Below are 16,256 nucleotides of genomic sequence, written 5' to 3'. Positions count from 1 at the left end.
CGGTCCTGGGCGGCTCTGCTCCAGATTTATATCATTCGGCGCGGCTCGAGCGCGGCTTCCCTCGCGGAACCCGGCGGACAAAAAAGGCCGATCCGAAGACCAGCCCGAAAAGGTTTAGGAGAGGATGCCTGAAAGGCACGCCCCGTTTGTCTGGCGCGCAGGCAGTCGGCAAAAGTGAAGGGTGGGCGACGCGATTGCGCACAGGACAATCGCCCCAAGGACAGTATTTTGTGGGTCAGTTAGAGGGCGGACCTGATGTTCAGTGGGTATCAAAGGGGCGACTGCGCCATACCACTGGTTGCCAAGCCCGGTAGCTAGGCCGCTATGTCGCTGTACCAATCTACCCCGATGAATCGGCGGGCGGGCGGACCCAAGAGCATCGTGGACGGTTATACCCTATCATTTCAGGGAGACACGTCATGGATCGCTCATCCACCTTGATTGCAGTATTCGGCCTCAGTCTGGCGCTGGCCGCGTGCGGCGGCAAGGGCGACGACAAGCTGGGCGAGCAGGCCCAGGAGGCCGCCGAAAACAAGGCAGACAAGATGGACGCCATGGCCGACAACATGACCGGCACAGCTGAGGACCTGATGCAGGCCAACGCTGACGCTACCCGGGAGGCCGGCGATGCGAAGGAAGAGGCGATCGATGATTCTGACGTGAATGCGGACAAGCTGTCACCAGCGGAGCGTGAAAAGGTGATCAACGGGAACTGAGCCGCAGTCGGTAGAGTGGCGAGGCGACCAGCCTCGGTTATCTTGCTCATGCAATATGCTCAAAGGGGCGCCCGTGCGCTATTATAGGTTGCGTCGGCCATGGTCGCGAGCGCCGCGTGATCGCCAATAATATCTGCTGAGCACCTGCGCTCCGCAGTCGGTATTGGCGAAGTAGCGATCTCATCCTTCAGCCGCTGCCTTCGAGACCGCAAGCGACGGGTGTCATTCGAGAGCACCTCTCATCTCACACGTCGTGCGGAATGTAGTCGAAGCCCATTACATCTTGGTCGGATCGCAGTTCGCAGGTGAGGCGACCCATCCTTTCCTCGCTGTCGCCGCTGACCGTCGCGCTGAACTCCATGCTGTCGCGCTCCATGCGCTGCTGAACCGAGGTTACCAGCAAACCGGCGCCAGACACGCGATCCCGAAAGTCCTGTTGCGACACCGATGCCGACCGTAAGAAGCGGACCTTCACGTTCGCATACCGGCGCTGGGGCAGCATCGTCTCGGACGCGCGCACGGCCGCCAGGACGCATACCGTGGCCACTGCGCCAGCAATCGCGAGGGCGTAAAAGCCAACTCCAAACAATATGCCAAGCGAGGCAGTCATCCAGAGTGAGGCGGCGGTGGTGAGCCCACGCACGCCAAAGCCCTCGCGGAAGATCACGCCGCCGCACAGGAATCCGATGCCGGTCAGGATGCCGTGCGCCATACGGACGGGATCAATCCTTATGATTTCGCTCGGCGTATCGCTCAGCCACCTGACCTGATGAACAGCGGCAAGCATGAGGAGCGCACAGGACAGGCTGACCAGTATGTGGGTGCGAAAACCCGCCGGGCTTGCCCTATACTCACGCTCTGCTCCGATGATGGCGCCTGCGACGACCGCCCCGAGTATGGGATAGGCCAGTTCCGGATCAAAAAGGTTCATCCGTGACATACCCCATGGGCCAACACATGGTTCCGGCTGTGGAAGCAACTGGACTTATGATTATTGGCGGTTAACGCGTAAACGGCCGATCCGCCGAAATTCAACAATCCACCATGCGCGTTGTAGCCGATGACCCGGTTCCATCGTTGGGAGCCGATGCAGCCGATTAGCCCAACGCCAGACCCTTACATCCTCATCCTGACTGGCGCCGGGCTGCTGATTGCGTTGGTCGCCTGGCTCCCTCTGGCGCTCAAGCGCCTGCCGCTGTCCTTGCCCATCGTGTGCATCGGCATTGGCGTAGCCATATTCTCAATCCCGGCGGTCACGCTTCGGCCGCTGCCCCTCACATATCCGGGGATCACCGAGCGCTTCACCGAACTGGTCGTGATCATCGCCTTGATGGGTGCGGGCCTCAAGCTGGACCGACCCTTTAGTTGGCGAAAGTGGAACGTCACCTGGCGCTTGTTGGCCATCACCATGCCGCTCGGCATCCTGGCCATCACGGCAATCGGCGGCATGTGGCTTGGCCTCTCGTGGGTTGCCGCCCTGCTCCTGGCGGCGAGCCTGGCGCCAACTGATCCTGTGCTTGCGTCCGACGTCCAGGTCGGCCCGCCCAAAACCGGCGAGGAGGACGAGGTGCGCTTTGGGCTTACGTCCGAAGCGGGGTTGAACGACGGCTTCGCTTTCCCGTTCGTGCATCTCGCCATAGCCTTGGGGCTTGCCGCAACGACGGGCGAGCCATGGGCGAAACAATGGCTGCTGCACAATGTCCTGTGGGAGATTCTTGCTGGCGTGCTCGGGGGCTGGCTCATCGGCCGTCTGTTTGGGTGGCTCACCTTTCATGTTCCTGCTGATACAAGGCTGTCCAAGACTGGCGACGGACTGATCGCGATTTCCGCCACCTTCGTCTCCTATGGCGTCACCGAGATGCTGCACTGCTACGGTTTCCTGGCCGTTTTCGTAACTGCGCTGACCCTGCGCCGGTCGCATCGCGACCATGAGTTCAACCGGCAGATGCACGACCTGACGGAGCAGGTCGAACGGCTCGCGATGATGGTCCTGCTGCTGCTGTTTGGGGGCGCGCTGGTCAGCGGTCTGTTGCGGCCGCTGCAATGGGTGGACCTAGTGGCGGCGGTAGCGATCCTGCTGATCGTCCGGCCGGTTGGCGGCATGATCGCGCTTGCAGGATTTAATGCGAGTCAGTCGGAGAAGAGAACGATCGCCTTTTTCGGCATTCGGGGTGTCGGATCGTTCTACTATCTCGCCTACGGCCTCAACCATCTGCAAATTGATGAGAGCGCGAGGCTGTGGGCGATCGTGGGCTTGGTCGCACTGCTGTCGATCCTGCTACACGGTCTGACCGTCACTCCAGCCATGCGGACGCTGGACCGTCGGCATGGGCGCGACCCCGACGCGGACGACGCCGAGCCTCGGACCGGCGGACCGCCGCAAGGTGTCAGGCCGTGATCAACGACAGCCGCGCGTCGAGCGGGGCGCTCAGTATGCGCATGTAACCCCTTGAGCCGGGCTGGCTCCGGCCGCAAGGGCGCCCATCTCGGCAACAATATCGTCGAAACTCAAAATTGACACGATGCCTGGCATGTACCGATGCTGGGTCAGCTCTTGTACCCCCCCAAGTACCTGACGGAGCTTCGCGGGTCGCCGCGACAAGCTCGCGGGATAATCGACAGCCTAACGCGCGGTGTGAATGCACCTCGTTTTGAAGGGCGAGCGAGCCTGGCAGCTGCGCGACGACCATTTGCGCATCCGAACTCGAGGCTCTCGAACCCGCACGTCTGATAATCGTGGGCGACCATGACGTGGTGACGCCCGAACACGCACTCTGGCTGTCGCGCATCTGCCCCGAGGGACATCTCTGCATTCTGCCGCGCACCGATCATCTGGTGCCGCTCGCGCGGGCAATTGGATTGCGACGATGCTCACCGGCTTTCTGTGCGAGGATCTGACCGTGCAGCTACCGATGGAACCCGCGCACGAATGATGTGGGTGGAGAGACGAACCATGCTTGGAGACGCGGAGCTTCATCGCTATGATCGCGTTATGTTCCGTCCGATCGCCCAAGTCGATAGCCTGCCCGCGACCGTCGCCGCACCGTTCGCAGCCAATAACGCGCCTGATTTCGTGTCGGTCGATGTCGAAACCGCGTGCGGCCGGGTCAGCAGCATCTGCCAGATCGGAATTGTCGGTTTCCGCGACGGCGACATAGCATTCGAATATGAGACGCTGATCGATCCGCGCGACTATTTCAGCAGCTTCAATACGCGCATCCACGGCATCACCGAGGATCATATTGCCGGCAAGCCGTGCTTCGGCGATCTCCACGAGGTGATCGACGGACATCTCGCCGGCCGCGTCACGGTTGCCCATTCCTATTTCGATAAGGGCGCGCTCACCGCCGCCTGCCGCGTTCACGACCGCACGCCGATCGAAGCGACCTGGCTCGACAGCGTGCGGGTCGCCAAGCGCGTCTGGCCGCAGCTGGCCAGCCACCGGCTCAATATCGTCTCGAAACATCTCGGCATTCGCCTCAAACATCATGACGCGCTGAGCGATGCCCGCGCGGCCGGACTGATCGTGCTACGCGCGGTCGAGGAGACCGGCATCCCGCTTGCGGACTGGCTGACCGTTCCCAAACGCGCTTCCGCGCAGCGCGGCCCCAAACCCGCGCCCGACGGCCCGCTAGCTGGCCAGCGCTTCGCGATACTCGGCGAGCCGCGTCACGGCGAACTGGCCCATCGCATCGCCGCCCAGGGTGGTCGGATCGTCGCGGGGGTCGGCAAAACCACGACGATGCTCGTGGTCTGCGCGGACGAGCCATTCGGCTATATTCGCTACGACGCCCAGTTCCGCAGAGCCCGTGAACTGCAGGATCTGGGATACGCCATCGAGATAGTCAGCGCCGCCGCGCTCGGCGCACGCTACATCAACCTCTGAGCGGTCGAACCGCGGCCGAGGGAACGCGCGCTCCAAGTCACGAGTTTGCGGATGGAATAGCCGGAGACGATACGGTGACCCTCGCACTATGACGCCCAATTCGCGAAGACCTGACCGCTTGATCAGGATGTGCACGGCTGTCGCGATGCTGGCGCTATGTCCGGTGCTGGCCAGCTGCGACCGCAAAACGGATGGTGCGACCGACGGCAACACGCAGGCCGCGGCGGGCATGGCTGACGGCTCTCCCGAGATCGAGGCCTATCTTAACCAGTTCAAAGCTGGCGATCCCGAGGCCTGTTTCAACGATCCTGCGCTGGTCGACGCATCGTTCACGGCGTCTGACAAAGCCGCTGGTCCGGTACCGCCGGCACGAGTGATCGTCGCCATCGACGCGTCGGGCTCGATGGCGGGTCGCGTATCGAGCCGCCAGAAGCTCGATCTTGCCAAGTCTGCCGCGGCGGCATTCGTCGAGGAATTACCGGCGGCAGCGGAAGCAGGCCTGCTGGTGTTCGGCCAGGCAGGCAACAACCGGGCGGATGGCAAGGCGCACTCCTGCGCCGCCATCGACCTGCGCGTGCAGATGACGCGTGATCGAGCCGCGCTCGTACGCTCGGTCTCGACCATCCGGCCGGTGGGATGGACCCCGCTCAGCGCGGCGCTCCAACGCGCCGAAGCGCTTCTTGCTGCCAATGGCCGTCCCGGCGAGCAGGTCATCTATGTCGTGTCCGATGGTCAGGAGACCTGTGGCGGCGATCCAGTCGCGGTGGCCCGGTCGATCAACGAGGGATCGACCAAGGCGATCATCAATATCATCGGCTTCGCGGTACCGTCCGGCGAAGCGGCATCGCTGCAGGCGGTGGCTGCGGCCGGCGGCGGCAGGTTCGTCAATGCCAGGACCGATCGCGAGGTCGACGCGACCGTCGCCCGGATTCGCGAGGACGGGCGCAAGGCGAAGAACCGCCTGGCTCAGAGTGGCGCGGTCGCGCACAACAGGCTCGCAGCCTCCGGTGCCGCCGCCAAGGCGCGGATCTGCGCTGGCGGGCTCGTTGCGAAGGAGCGCATCGCTGTCAGCGCCGACGTCGCGAAGAAGCGCATTTCTGGCAAAGATGTCGCCTTTGAGGAACGCGCAGATAAGATTTTGGCTGTGCGCCATGCCGCGCTCGAACGCCGGGCCGAGGCATTTGTGCGCGCAGCCGAGGCCAAGGGCGACCGGGCGAACGAAGCGATCAACGCGAAGGCAGAACAGGCGCGCTGATGGTGGTTGCTTCTCCACCGCCCTTTCCACAAGTGGACATCCGCCACGCCGTCCATTGAGGCGGCTCGCGACCACGTAAAGCCGTTCCAGTGCACCATGGTAACGTAGATTTGGTGACGACGAGTTCCTCGTGGTTATGTCAGCTGCCCCTTGGAAAAAACCTGTCCGGGCAATTCGCAAACGACATCATCCTGGAAATCGGGGAGTCATCTATGTCTGGGGTCGACATCTGACCGGCGGCGCCAGCGTCGGCATCGCCCGATATCCGCAGGACGGCGCGACAATCGACGACCTGCTGAGAGCCGCCGACAACGCCATGTACGAGGCAAAGCGGTCAAGCCAGGAACAATTATTGTCTGTTTGCGACGAGACTGGCGGTGCGTACACGCTTGCGGAGAATCTGACGACTATTCCCCGTTCCGGCAGCCTACGACAAAAAGCGTAGATGCGGGCGCACGGGATAGACCTGAGGCCTTCAGCGTTCCATACATTAGCCACGGCGACCACGACAATCGAAACCTGCGAGCAGGAGGCGATTGATACGCCCGGTCTCATCTTGGCGCATGGCGCGGTGCTGGTGGCAGACGCCGCCAGTCATCTGATTACCCATGAAGCGTCAGGCGCTGGAGGTCATCCCAACCTTCTTGCCCGATCACGGGTCCTGAAAGCCCGTCGCGCGGATCGCAAGGCTATATCTGCGCGGATCCTGGCTGAAGAACAGCCCGCCGCTGGCGCGTCCGTGGCCGGGGACATAGTCGATCGTCGCGCCGCTCTGTTCGACCAGAGACATCCCGGACATCAGCGTCCCTTCGATCTCGACAGCGACCGCCGTGCCGTTCGACTGATTGACCGCCTCGAACGCGACCACATGGCCGCCGCCTGCCGGACTGATCGCGCCCGCGCGAATAGCGATGGAAGGCGGCTCCGCTGCCTGTTCGCGGATCCCTTCTCGAGCGATCACGGCGACGACGCCGAGAATGAGAACAAAGCCGATAAAAGCTGCAATCCATTCAAGCAGAGGCGTTTTGCCGTGCAGGGTTTCCCGGTTCGCCACGGTCTAAATTACCAGCCGGGCGATCGCCGCGCCGATGGCGGCAGGAAATCCGAGAACGACCATGCTGCCGGCCAACGCTTCGAGGCTTTCCCCGTCGGTACTGCCGAAGGTCCAGAGCACGTAGAGGCTGACAAGCAGTGCGATACCGTAGCCCGGCACGGTATAAGCCAAGAACAGCCGTCCAGTCCCATAGCCTTCGGGCCGCTCCTTCTGTCCCGACAGTCCGACGGCGAAGACAAGCAGATGGAGTAACAGGAGCGACGCTGTCACCAACACCAGGCTGTGCCAGGGCGTCATCTTGAAGCCGATGAGCGAGATTTCTTCGGTCGGCGCGACGTTGAAGGCAAGGAAAAGCGATCCGGCCAGCATCAGGAACAGTTGTCCGCCATACCCCTCCGCCCGCGCAGCCTGATCCTCGTCCTTCTGGCTGTCACCGCTGCTGAATTGCTTGCGCGCCAGCATCGCTCCGAAACTGGCCGGGACCGACTGGACCGCGACCATACCCACCAACTCATTGAGCGGTGTGTCCAAGCGCAGCAGGCCAAACAGAGCCAGAACCGCTGCCGCGGCGACGATCGCGACCGCATAGGCAGCCAGCGCATCGAGCAGATCTTCGGCCAGGCTACTGGTCGGCTCGAACCCGCCAAAGCGCGAGAGGAGGACCAGCACCCAGAAGTTAAGCGCCAGGAATAGCAGCAGCCGCAAAGGATGGGTCGTGACGCCCAGCGACCACATTTCCATTGTCATCAGCAAGGGTAGGCCGAACAGGATGGCACCGCCAAAGGCCCGGCCAAGCCCGAGCGCATAGTCTCGATTGGCAGAGATCAGTGCCGTCATGGCCTCGTAGATCCGGCCCATGGACGGTAGGTAACAATGGCGAGCGGTGGCAGACCCAAGATGCCGCTACCGGGCATCTAGAGGCGCCCGAGGAGATCGGCCTTCTTGGCCGCATATTCCTCGGCACTCAAAATTCCCTTCTCCCGCAGCTTTGCAAGGCCCTCGATCTTGGCGAAGATCACGCCATGGTCGTCCGGGGGGATCGCTGAGGCGGTCGGCGCGGAGGACGATGGCTTGTCGACAGGCTCTGCTTCGCGCGGCGGTGCCAGCTCTCCGTCTTCATCGCCATCCGACACGCCGCCGCCTGCTGGATCGCGACCGCCCCCGCGCGATACGATGCGAAGGCTCTCTAGACGTATCGGCCCATGCTGGCTCGTGAGCGTCACGCTCTGGTCACCGCCCTGCTGCTGGCCCAGTCCGCTGATGTGGTGATCGGCCGTATCGTAGACCGTCGTCCGGCTACCCACCCTGGTTGCGAAGCGATGGGTGTCTGGGAAGACCGCATAGTGCATGTCATTCTGCGAACCGGTCGAGCCTGGCCGTCCGAGTTCGGCAGGCCAGCGGCCGGATTCCCAAGCCGATGCCGAGGTCGCATCGGCGGGTACGAGCAGGTTCGCCCCATCCACCAGCGCGGCCAGATCCTGCGCAAGCGCCGCGACCTTGGCTTTGAGCCCATGATTGAACATGTCGCCTACCATCAGCATGCCGCCGCGCGACCATTGGCCCATGCCGCCCAGGTCGGGATGGTTGAACTGCGCCTGTGAGCCTCCACCGGCGACCATCGCTGCCAACAAGACCCCGACGGCTTCGCGACTGACGTCATGTCGCGCGGCCAGATCGGCGACGGCTTGCTCGTCCTCAGGCGTGAGATACCTCAGCGCGGCGGTGCCGCGCTGCTGAGATTGGGTGTCCATCTCGTTGGGACGAACGGGTAGGACTTCGGTTCCCTGGCACGGACCGCCTTGCGTAATCAACTTGAGCGACGTCATCATGAACGAGGAATATAGCTACCCGGGTTACTCCAGCGCGCCCGTACGCTTTCGCGCTTCAACGTTTATAGGAAGCGTTTCAAAATCAGGAAATTGCGCGTTTTGCGTGAGCATGGATGTCATCGTCTCACGATCAACGGCGCGGGAGTACAGATAACCCTGCCCGAGCGTACACCCGAATTCGGTCAGCTGCGCCGCTTGCTCTTCGGTCTCGATGCCCTCTGCGACCACCCTGATGCCCAATTCGCTCGCGATGAAGAACAAGCCTTTGACGATTGCTGCACTCGGATCACCAGGTGCGAGACGGGCAATGAAGGACCTGTCGATCTTGATGATGTCGGTCGGCACCGTCAGAAGATGCGTCAGTGACGCAAACCCGGTGCCAAAATCGTCCAGCGCAACCTTCAGACCGTGACCGCGCATCGTCGCAATCTCGCGCGCGATCACATTGTCGCGCTGATCGAGATAAACCCCTTCGGTAACTTCGACGATGAGATGGTTGAGCGGAACCTCCTCTGCATCAAATGCTTCGGAAAACCGCTCGGATAGCCGGCCCCGATGGAAATCGGCCGACGAGACGTTGATCCCCACATGCTGGAATGGAATACCCATATTCAGCCAGCGACGGACATCGGCAGCCACACGGGCGAGCATTGCGTCAGTGATAGCGCAGGCGATATGCGCGTCGGAGGTCGCTTCGATGAACTGGGCGGCAGACTGAACCCGTCCATCCCGCGTGATCATTCGGCACAGCGCCTCGACGCCGACAATCTCGCGCGTGTCCAAGCGAAATATGGGCTGATAATAGGCATCGATCCGGCCGTCACGAAGCGCTGCGCCCACTTCCTGGATCACCGAGAGGCGCTGCGTGATAGAAGTGCCGATTCCTGGCCAGTAGCGGACGAACCCGCCCCGGCCCGTCTCCTTCGCGTGATACAGAGCGAAGTCCGCATTTTGTCGCACGCTCTCGGCGACATGGTCGGTCGGCGCCAGGACGGCTCCGCCTATCGTGGCACGGGGAAAGAGGATATGACCAAGCCCCTCGACAGATTCAGCGAGCCGTTCGAGGATTTTGTCCGCTGCTCCATCTAGGTCGCGCAAAGCATCATGTGCCTGGACGATGACTGCAAATTCGTCCCCACCAAGACGATAGGCGCGGTCGGGCGCACAAGCCTCGACCAGCCGGGCACCGACGCACTTCAAGAGAATATCGCCGGCATGATGACCAAAGGTGTCGTTCACGACCTTGAGATTATCCAGATCAAGCGCCAGCAGTGCCCAAGTGCCAGGTTCATTACAATCCAAGGCCGCGAGCGCGGCATTGAAACACGCTCGGTTTGCAAGACCTGTCAGTCCATCTGCATTTGCAAGCCGATCCCGTTCGAGCACGCGGTCATGTCGTTCCAGCGCTATGACGCAGAGATGTACACAAGCTCCAACAATGTCGATCTCGACCTGGGTCGGACCTCTGTTGTCGCGATAGTAAAATGCAAAGGTTCCGAGCACGTCGCCCCTGGCATCACAAATCGGACTGGACCAGCAGGCCCTGAAACCAAGCGGCAGCACCAGATCTCGGAATAATATCCACCGGGGATCCTGCGCTATGTCCGTGACGGCTACCGGTTTCCTCCAATAGGCAGCCGACCCACAGGAGCCGCTGTCAGGGCCCGCCTGCAGACCGTCGATAGCGCGCGAATAGGTTTCGGGAAGTGAGGGGGCGGATAGTGCGCGTAAGGTGTTTGCCCTGTCGAGGGTGAGGATCGAGCAAACGACGTCCGGCAGCAGCACTTCAACCTCTCTGCAAAGACGGTCAGCCGTGTCCTTCAGCTCCTCGCCCCTGGCCACCATGTCCAATATAATGTTCTGCAACTGCAACAAGGTTCGATCCTCAGCGCCAGGTTTGGCTCTTCCGCGGTAAGCTGCTCCTTATGCGGCCGCTTAGACGCTCCTCAGCGCAGCTCCGGCTTTCTCCCGGGACTGGTTCCTTCGCCCGATGATGGGCAAAAATTCCAAAAGATACGACGCAATTTTCCACGCATGAGCAGCGATCCTGCGCCGATACCATTAACATCTACCGGCTCACAGCCTGCGCGACCGGAGCTAAGCATTCTTCGGGCAACGCCGCCTCAGGCAGAAACTTGAACCCGGGTCGCGCAAGCAGATAGCCCTGAATATAGCGGACCCCGAGTGCGCGCAGCGCTTCATATTCCCCGATCGTCTCGATACCCTCGGCGATTACGGTTATGTTGAGGGAGCGTGCGATCCGAAGCACGCCCTCCACGATCAGACGGCGCGGCATGCTCGTGTCCAGACCACGCACCAGGTCCATGTCGAGTTTGATGTAATCGGTCTGGAACTTGGCGAGCAGGCCCAGCCCCGCATGGCCGGCGCCGAAATCGTCAATGGCCGTGCCGAAGCCCATCTTGCGATAGGAATCAACGATGGTTTGGACATGATCGGTGTCGGTGATCTGCTCGTTCTCGGTAAATTCAAAGATTAGCCGATTGGTAGGAAAGCCGGTCTTCTTGGCAGTCTTTAAGGTCAGCTGGATGCACGCAACCGGCGAATAGACAGCGTTAGGCAAGAAATTAATCGACAGCCGGGCATCTGTTTTTAAGATGCCGGCGGCGACTGCACCTTCAATCGCGGCGACGCGGCACTGCTGATCGAAGGCATAGCGGTTCTCAGGCGTGACGCGCGCGAGAATCTCGCCGGCTCCTTCGCCGTTGCTCCCCCGTACGAGGGCTTCAAACGCGAATGCGCGTCCCGACTCGATATCGACAATCGGCTGAAAAGCCATTGCGATATCGAAAGTATGCCCGTCCTGCCTGCATCCTTCACAACCTGTAAACACGTCCATACCTCCTGAATTTTGAGGTTACGGAGCAGATGCTAACAGCCTGTGAAGCATGGCTATCGCGCACGTCTAAATGAGGATGCCGTCCTGCGCGAAGATGTCTGGAGCGCCATCTCTCGAGGCGAGCAAATCAATCATGTCCAACTTCTCTGATAGTGATTGGTTCAACCATCGTCGGCTGCTGGAGCCCATCGGCAACATCCCGCCTGCCGAAGCCGAAGATCATTATTATGCTGCCGAACAACATAGATATGGCAAAGTGACTTACTAACCAACGCCTCGGGCAGACCCGGCGCGGTTAAAACGAGAAGATAGCACGTTTCACTCTGGCCCTAGTCGAACAGTGCGTACGCAATACAATCTTTGGAGGACCTCCACGCGGGGACCGTTCCGTGTAGCGCGGCAGGAGACTTTAGTGATGTGAAGTCGTCACGCCTTATGGAGAGATCCCCTGGACACGCCTCTCCCGTCTTTCGGACGAAGAAATGAAATCGCTGATGATCGAAGTTTGCAACAAGGTGTTCACCTTCCTGACCCATACCGAAGATCTGCTTGTCCTGGACGGCGCTGCACGATGGAACAGACCTGAAATCGACCTTCCTTTGCAGAATAAGGCGCAAAGGCGGTCCGCCTTGCGCGGTGAGAGCGACGTGGACCCCACGCTAAAATGAAAATTCGAGGCGACGAACGATTTTACCGCTATCGTCTTCGACATTAACGGACCTGTTTGGCTATGCCCCTGGAACGACCAATCACTCTTGAAGGACTGTTGCTGATCGACAGCGGGCAGTTGGTTTTGCGCCTGCCCGACGGCGGGCAGTGGCGGCTCCTGGCGCTAAGCGGGCAGCGCAGTCTGGTCGGTCGCAGGGTGCGCATTGACGGCGTGCGTGAGCGGCACGACGTCGTGGCAGTGGAACGGATGACGCCACTATGACGCTCACACAGAGTCAGGTGCCGTGGAGCGCCGCTTCGATGCTCATGACAAGACATTGGAAGGGGGCGGTCGATAAGGCGCTCGAGAGGGGGTGGGCGCTCGCAATGGCGGGTGACGAGGCCGGCGCTTTAATGCGGAAAGAGATCTCAAGCTGCATCGCCCAAATGTCGATTGTGGAGATGCAAAGCTAAGGTAGCAGGTTTGAACATTGTGCCCGTCATCCCTATCTGACGCGCACCAGCATGCGGCAATTGGCGCGATCTATTTCCCTCCCTTAAAGGACGAACATCCAGATGACTGAGGTAGCTGTCGTGCAAGACGCATTGATCACGCTCACGGCCGACATTGTCGCGGCGCACGTCTCGAACAATTCGGTGGCCATCGGCGACCTGTCGCAGCTCATCGCAAACATTCATTTAGCACTCGCGGGTCTGGGCACTCCGTCCGCTCCCGAGGTCGCCAAGCAGGAGCCCGCTGTCTCCGTCCGCACGTCGGTCAAGCCGGACTATATCATATGCCTGGAAGACGGGAAGAAGCTGAAGATGCTCAAGCGGCACTTGAGGACCGCCTATCAGATGTCTCCGCACGAATATCGGGCCAAGTGGAACTTGCCTGCAGATTATCCGATGACCGCGCCCAACTACGCGCAGCAGCGCAAAGAGCTGGCGCAGAAGATCGGGCTAGGCCGCAAGCCAAGGATCGCTGCTCCGGCGGAACCGGTCACCAGAGCGCCGGTGACACGGGGGCGGAAGCCGAAGGCAAAGGCCGAAGCGAAGCCGGCCTGACCCAATCGCGACCCGGACAGCTATAGTCGGGTGGGCAAGAAAGGGGCCAGACGGCATTTTCCAACAGATTTGTACTCCTGTTAGAGCCATGGCGCCGGAGCATTTCTATCGGCTCAGCCATCACCCTTGCCCCATGGGGCGGTCCTTTCCAGCTGGCCCTCTTGCCGGGACGGGAGGGTATGTGCCTGCCACGCTGGGAGGAGGCGCGTCGCCTCCCAAATTTATCTCGCATTCTTAGCGGCTGGCTTAAGCGAGGGCTGCGCAACATCAGGGACGCTTCATGAACGGCTATGTGCAATTTGAAACCGCAGAGGGTGAGCTGATCCTGGTGAATGCCGATCGCGTGAATTTCGTCCGGCGGTTCAGGGGAGGGGACGCCGCGAGCGCTGTGAACTTTGAGAAGGGCAATTATGTAGTGGTGAAGGGAGGCATACAAGAGGTTATGAAGGCGCTTGCCGAAGGTTAGGCTGGAACGGGGTCGGATCGCCCGGCGTGGGTCCGCCGCCGTTCGGCGACCGGCCACCTCCCGCCGTGCACAGTTATCGATATTGAGTGCAACGCCGAGGGTGAGCGGGCCCTCCGTTGGCGGCCAGCGCTTAATCTGTCTTCGAAATAGGATTCAGAAGGCGCCGTCCCGTACAGAGTAAGCGAAGGCCGAGGCGGACGAACGGCCTTGGTCCCAACTACCGGCCAAATGCATTGTTGACGAAGGCACAGCCCAGATTGAGGCCTTCCAGGTCCACGCTATGATCCAATCCCATGGAGAGGTGGGTCGTAACCGGTAAGCGCAGGCGCTGAAGTTCTTTCTCCGCTATGCGTAGCGCGGCGGGCGGCACCACACTATCCTGCGATCCATGGATCAGCAGGATAGGCGGTTTGCACAGCGTCTCAGGGTGCAAGTCCGCCGTGCCGGCGAGCATGCCCGAATAGCCCACGATCGCGGCTACCGGGCCTCGCCTTCGAAGGCCCACGTGCAGCGCCATCATCGTTCCTTGGCTGAACCCTACAATCGCAAGATCAGCCTCGGAAAGACTATATTGGTCAAGCTTTCGGTCGATGAACGCGTCGATAGCGGGCGCTGCCGACGCTGCGCCGGCCGCCAGCGCAGCAGACGAGAGTGCGCCGAGGGGCCACCATTGGTAACCGCCATGCATTGGGCCGCGCTGCGGCGCATGCGGCGCTAGGAACAAGGTCTCCGGCATTGCTTGCCGCCAGGCTGGCGCCAGCGCGATCATGTCCGCGCCGCTTGACCCAAATCCGTGAAGCAGAAGCACGATCCGCTTGGGCCGTTCTCCCGACAATGGCTGCAGGCTCGCGCCGTTGACTATTTTCTCCACAGCTTAGCCTTGATAAGGGTCAAGAAAGGTCCAGTTTCGCTTTGAGATCGTCGATCCGCTTTGATGCCTCCGCCTTGCTCAGATCTTGCCTTGGCGGATCCACCTTCGCCTCTTCGCTCAGGGTCGTCAAATAGGAAGCCTGCGCGCCCGTCATCGGATCATCGCCCGAAACCCAATTGTCGGGGTCTTTTTGCGTGTTCGATTGCGGTTCGTCGTCCAGCTTGGGGTTATGCAATGGCTCAGCCACGGTTCGCTCCTATGTTCTTCTTCTGTTCCTTGAACGAGATGTGCTGAAGATGGTTCCTGAAATAATCATCTCATCACGCGATCATGTCGCAACCTCTCAGACTGGGTTGCGATCGCGGACCGCAGCGCTTGGTGAGGCGCAGATGGTGCGTCTTGGGCGATGGTGAGCGACGGCGGCTATTCCAGCCCATGTTATAGGCATCGGAAATCATAGAGGCTCCACCTCGACCATCCACTGCTCGATGGTCGCTCATCCTGAGCCCGGCCCTGCTGGCAATATCTTGCTCGCATCGATCGAAACCGCCGTGGCGGATGGGGCCGGGTCTTCCCCACGGAGTTCAGCCTCGCGTGGGGTCGATGAGAAACTTCTCACCTGTTGCCTTTCGTTCATAGACGCGCAGCACGTCGGGTTCGAGCGCTTCGGCCAGACCTATTACGCGGGTGTAGTGGCTGGCGAATGTCGTCGTCAGTTCATCTACTACGCGCTGGCGCATGTTTTGAACGACGTGCGGATCAGTCTTCTGTAGGAATGGGAAGAGCAACCAGCCCGATGCACTCCACTGGAATCCGAATGCCAGCCGGTTGAGCGTGGTCGGTGACGGATCGAGCGTCCCATAGATGTAGAGCTGTTTGAATTCGGTCGAGCCGTAGCGGTTATAGTCCGACATGAGCCCGACGGCGGCGCGTTCCATGGCCTGCACGATCTCGCTGCCAATCGTGCCGCCACCGATCGCGTCGAAAGCAATCGTTGCGCCGGTCTCCTCGACCGCTTTTGTGAGGCTGGCGCTGAAATCCGCATCCTTGCTGTTGACGACATGGGTGGCGCCAACGCCGCGTAATAACTCGGCCTGTTCCTGCGACCGGACGATGTTCACGAGGGGGATGCCATCGGCCAGGCAAATCTTCTGGAGCATCTGCCCAAGGTTGGAGGCTGCTGCGGTGTGCACGATCGCTTTGTGTCCTTCCCGCCGCGCCGTCTCGACAAAGCCAAGCGCGGTCAGCGGATTTACAAACATGGAAGCGCCTTCCGCAGCGGTCGCGCCGTCAGGAAGAGGAATTACGTCTCGCGCGTTGACGCGCCGATAATCAGCGTACATGCCGCCTCCGATCATCCCTACGCGCTTGCCCTTCAGGTGAGCGGCGTCCTTGCCCGCAGCAACGACCAAGCCAGCCCCTCATTGCCGGCGGGGGTAGATTGGCCAAGCCTGCCCGCGACACTTTGCAATCGGCTCGCTGGCACGCGCAAAGTCAGGCCCTCGCCGTCGCGGGTTTCCAGCGTGGAAAGGTCCGCTGGACCCAGAAGCAGGCCCAGATCGCTCGGATTAATGGGCGCTGCCTCTACACGGACGACGATCTCGTC

General features: G+C 61.1%; 18 protein-coding genes and 2 pseudogenes. 10 read left to right on the top strand and 10 right to left on the bottom strand.

The window, feature by feature from the left end:
• The first annotated feature begins 419 nt into the window (after positions 1 to 419).
• Positions 420 to 716, top strand: a complete 297-nt coding sequence (locus VMR39_RS00900; protein WP_325413432.1) for a hypothetical protein — start codon at positions 420 to 422, stop codon at positions 714 to 716.
• A 244-nt stretch (positions 717 to 960) separates the two neighbouring features.
• On the opposite strand, the gene VMR39_RS00895 is transcribed toward VMR39_RS00900, so the two are convergent.
• Positions 961 to 1,647, bottom strand: coding sequence for an MgtC/SapB family protein (locus VMR39_RS00895; RefSeq protein WP_325413430.1), 687 nt, complete (start codon positions 1,645 to 1,647; stop codon positions 961 to 963).
• A 156-nt stretch (positions 1,648 to 1,803) separates the two neighbouring features.
• On the opposite strand from VMR39_RS00895, the gene VMR39_RS00890 reads away from it, so the two are divergent.
• From VMR39_RS00890 to VMR39_RS00875, 4 genes and pseudogenes are all read left to right on the top strand, one after another.
• A complete protein-coding gene (locus tag VMR39_RS00890) occupies positions 1,804 to 3,114 on the top strand; it encodes a cation:proton antiporter (RefSeq protein ID WP_325413428.1) in 1,311 nt (436 codons plus the stop codon).
• Positions 3,115 to 3,669: 555 nt separating this feature from the next.
• A complete protein-coding gene (locus VMR39_RS00885; protein WP_325413426.1) occupies positions 3,670 to 4,602 on the top strand; it encodes an exonuclease domain-containing protein in 933 nt (310 codons plus the stop codon).
• 145 nt (positions 4,603 to 4,747) lie between these two features.
• Positions 4,748 to 5,857: a vWA domain-containing protein gene (locus VMR39_RS00880; protein WP_325413424.1), complete on the top strand. Its 1,110-nt coding sequence runs from the start codon at positions 4,748 to 4,750 to the stop codon at positions 5,855 to 5,857.
• Between the two features lie 118 nt (positions 5,858 to 5,975).
• Positions 5,976 to 6,302 (top strand): annotated as a pseudogene (locus VMR39_RS00875) (GGDEF domain-containing protein); the annotation flags it as partial.
• Between the two features lie 207 nt (positions 6,303 to 6,509).
• Here the strand turns inward: VMR39_RS00875 and VMR39_RS00870 are convergent.
• The 5 genes from VMR39_RS00870 to VMR39_RS00850 form a co-directional block, all read right to left on the bottom strand.
• Positions 6,510 to 6,818, bottom strand: a complete 309-nt coding sequence (locus tag VMR39_RS00870; protein ID WP_325413422.1) for a hypothetical protein — start codon at positions 6,816 to 6,818, stop codon at positions 6,510 to 6,512.
• A gap of 96 nt (positions 6,819 to 6,914) precedes the next feature.
• Positions 6,915 to 7,748 carry a TIGR02587 family membrane protein gene (locus VMR39_RS00865; RefSeq protein ID WP_325413420.1) on the bottom strand — a complete coding sequence of 278 codons (834 nt, stop codon included), beginning with the start codon at positions 7,746 to 7,748 and terminating at the stop codon, positions 6,915 to 6,917.
• 77 nt (positions 7,749 to 7,825) lie between these two features.
• Complete coding sequence (locus VMR39_RS00860; RefSeq protein WP_325413418.1) at positions 7,826 to 8,662, bottom strand: SHOCT domain-containing protein; 837 nt, start codon at positions 8,660 to 8,662, stop codon at positions 7,826 to 7,828.
• 102 nt (positions 8,663 to 8,764) lie between these two features.
• Positions 8,765 to 10,615 carry a GGDEF domain-containing protein gene (locus VMR39_RS00855; RefSeq protein ID WP_325413416.1) on the bottom strand — a complete coding sequence of 617 codons (1,851 nt, stop codon included), beginning with the start codon at positions 10,613 to 10,615 and terminating at the stop codon, positions 8,765 to 8,767.
• A 193-nt stretch (positions 10,616 to 10,808) separates the two neighbouring features.
• On the bottom strand, positions 10,809 to 11,537 hold the full coding sequence (locus VMR39_RS00850) for an EAL domain-containing protein (protein WP_325413436.1): 729 nt from the start codon (positions 11,535 to 11,537) through the stop codon (positions 10,809 to 10,811).
• A 193-nt stretch (positions 11,538 to 11,730) separates the two neighbouring features.
• On the opposite strand from VMR39_RS00850, the gene VMR39_RS00845 reads away from it, so the two are divergent.
• From VMR39_RS00845 to VMR39_RS00825, 5 genes are all read left to right on the top strand, one after another.
• Positions 11,731 to 11,865 (top strand): hypothetical protein, encoded by a 135-nt coding sequence (locus tag VMR39_RS00845; RefSeq protein ID WP_325413438.1) that lies wholly within the window; start codon positions 11,731 to 11,733, stop codon positions 11,863 to 11,865.
• Positions 11,866 to 12,079: 214 nt separating this feature from the next.
• Positions 12,080 to 12,265, top strand: coding sequence for a hypothetical protein (locus tag VMR39_RS00840; RefSeq protein WP_325413414.1), 186 nt, complete (start codon positions 12,080 to 12,082; stop codon positions 12,263 to 12,265).
• 62 nt (positions 12,266 to 12,327) lie between these two features.
• The gene (locus VMR39_RS00835; protein WP_325413434.1) at positions 12,328 to 12,528 is read left to right on the top strand and encodes a DUF5818 domain-containing protein; all 201 of its coding nucleotides are present in this window, start codon (positions 12,328 to 12,330) and stop codon (positions 12,526 to 12,528) included.
• Between the two features lie 293 nt (positions 12,529 to 12,821).
• Entirely contained in the window at positions 12,822 to 13,313 is a 492-nt protein-coding gene (locus VMR39_RS00830; protein ID WP_325413412.1) for a MucR family transcriptional regulator, read from the top strand.
• Positions 13,314 to 13,593: 280 nt separating this feature from the next.
• Positions 13,594 to 13,779, top strand: a complete 186-nt coding sequence (locus VMR39_RS00825; RefSeq protein WP_325413410.1) for a hypothetical protein — start codon at positions 13,594 to 13,596, stop codon at positions 13,777 to 13,779.
• Between the two features lie 217 nt (positions 13,780 to 13,996).
• On the opposite strand, the gene VMR39_RS00820 is transcribed toward VMR39_RS00825, so the two are convergent.
• From VMR39_RS00820 to VMR39_RS00805, 4 genes and pseudogenes are all read right to left on the bottom strand, one after another.
• On the bottom strand, positions 13,997 to 14,650 hold the full coding sequence (locus tag VMR39_RS00820) for an alpha/beta hydrolase (protein ID WP_325413408.1): 654 nt from the start codon (positions 14,648 to 14,650) through the stop codon (positions 13,997 to 13,999).
• Positions 14,651 to 14,669: 19 nt separating this feature from the next.
• Positions 14,670 to 14,897, bottom strand: coding sequence for a DUF3072 domain-containing protein (locus tag VMR39_RS00815; RefSeq protein WP_096062153.1), 228 nt, complete (start codon positions 14,895 to 14,897; stop codon positions 14,670 to 14,672).
• 337 nt (positions 14,898 to 15,234) lie between these two features.
• Positions 15,235 to 16,062, bottom strand: a complete 828-nt coding sequence (locus tag VMR39_RS00810; RefSeq protein WP_325413403.1) for a zinc-binding dehydrogenase — start codon at positions 16,060 to 16,062, stop codon at positions 15,235 to 15,237.
• Positions 16,026 to 16,256: pseudogene (locus VMR39_RS00805) on the bottom strand (NADH oxidase); the annotation flags it as partial. The gene VMR39_RS00810 and the pseudogene VMR39_RS00805, both read right to left, overlap by 37 nt.

The organism is Sphingobium sp., assembly GCF_035511395.1.
Classification (GTDB): Bacteria; Pseudomonadota; Alphaproteobacteria; order Sphingomonadales; family Sphingomonadaceae; genus Sphingobium.
The sequence above is the reverse complement of the archived record's forward strand: the minus strand, read 5'-3'. Positions and strand labels throughout refer to the sequence as shown.

Bases quoted from the DNA above. Each gene is read 5' to 3' on its own strand.
- VMR39_RS00900 (WP_325413432.1), top strand. From the start codon at position 420: ATGGATCGCTCATCCACCTTGATTGCAGTATTCGGCCTCAGTCTGGCG.
- VMR39_RS00895 (WP_325413430.1), bottom strand. From the start codon at position 1,647: ATGAACCTTTTTGATCCGGAACTGGCCTATCCCATACTCGGGGCGGTC.
- VMR39_RS00890 (WP_325413428.1), top strand. From the start codon at position 1,804: ATGCAGCCGATTAGCCCAACGCCAGACCCTTACATCCTCATCCTGACT.
- VMR39_RS00885 (WP_325413426.1), top strand. From the start codon at position 3,670: ATGCTTGGAGACGCGGAGCTTCATCGCTATGATCGCGTTATGTTCCGT.
- VMR39_RS00880 (WP_325413424.1), top strand. From the start codon at position 4,748: ATGCTGGCGCTATGTCCGGTGCTGGCCAGCTGCGACCGCAAAACGGAT.
- VMR39_RS00865 (WP_325413420.1), bottom strand. From the start codon at position 7,748: ATGACGGCACTGATCTCTGCCAATCGAGACTATGCGCTCGGGCTTGGC.
- VMR39_RS00860 (WP_325413418.1), bottom strand. From the start codon at position 8,662: ATGGACACCCAATCTCAGCAGCGCGGCACCGCCGCGCTGAGGTATCTC.
- VMR39_RS00850 (WP_325413436.1), bottom strand. From the start codon at position 11,537: ATGGCTTTTCAGCCGATTGTCGATATCGAGTCGGGACGCGCATTCGCG.
- VMR39_RS00845 (WP_325413438.1), top strand. From the start codon at position 11,731: ATGTCCAACTTCTCTGATAGTGATTGGTTCAACCATCGTCGGCTGCTG.
- VMR39_RS00840 (WP_325413414.1), top strand. From the start codon at position 12,080: ATGAAATCGCTGATGATCGAAGTTTGCAACAAGGTGTTCACCTTCCTG.
- VMR39_RS00835 (WP_325413434.1), top strand. From the start codon at position 12,328: ATGCCCCTGGAACGACCAATCACTCTTGAAGGACTGTTGCTGATCGAC.
- VMR39_RS00830 (WP_325413412.1), top strand. From the start codon at position 12,822: ATGACTGAGGTAGCTGTCGTGCAAGACGCATTGATCACGCTCACGGCC.
- VMR39_RS00825 (WP_325413410.1), top strand. From the start codon at position 13,594: ATGAACGGCTATGTGCAATTTGAAACCGCAGAGGGTGAGCTGATCCTG.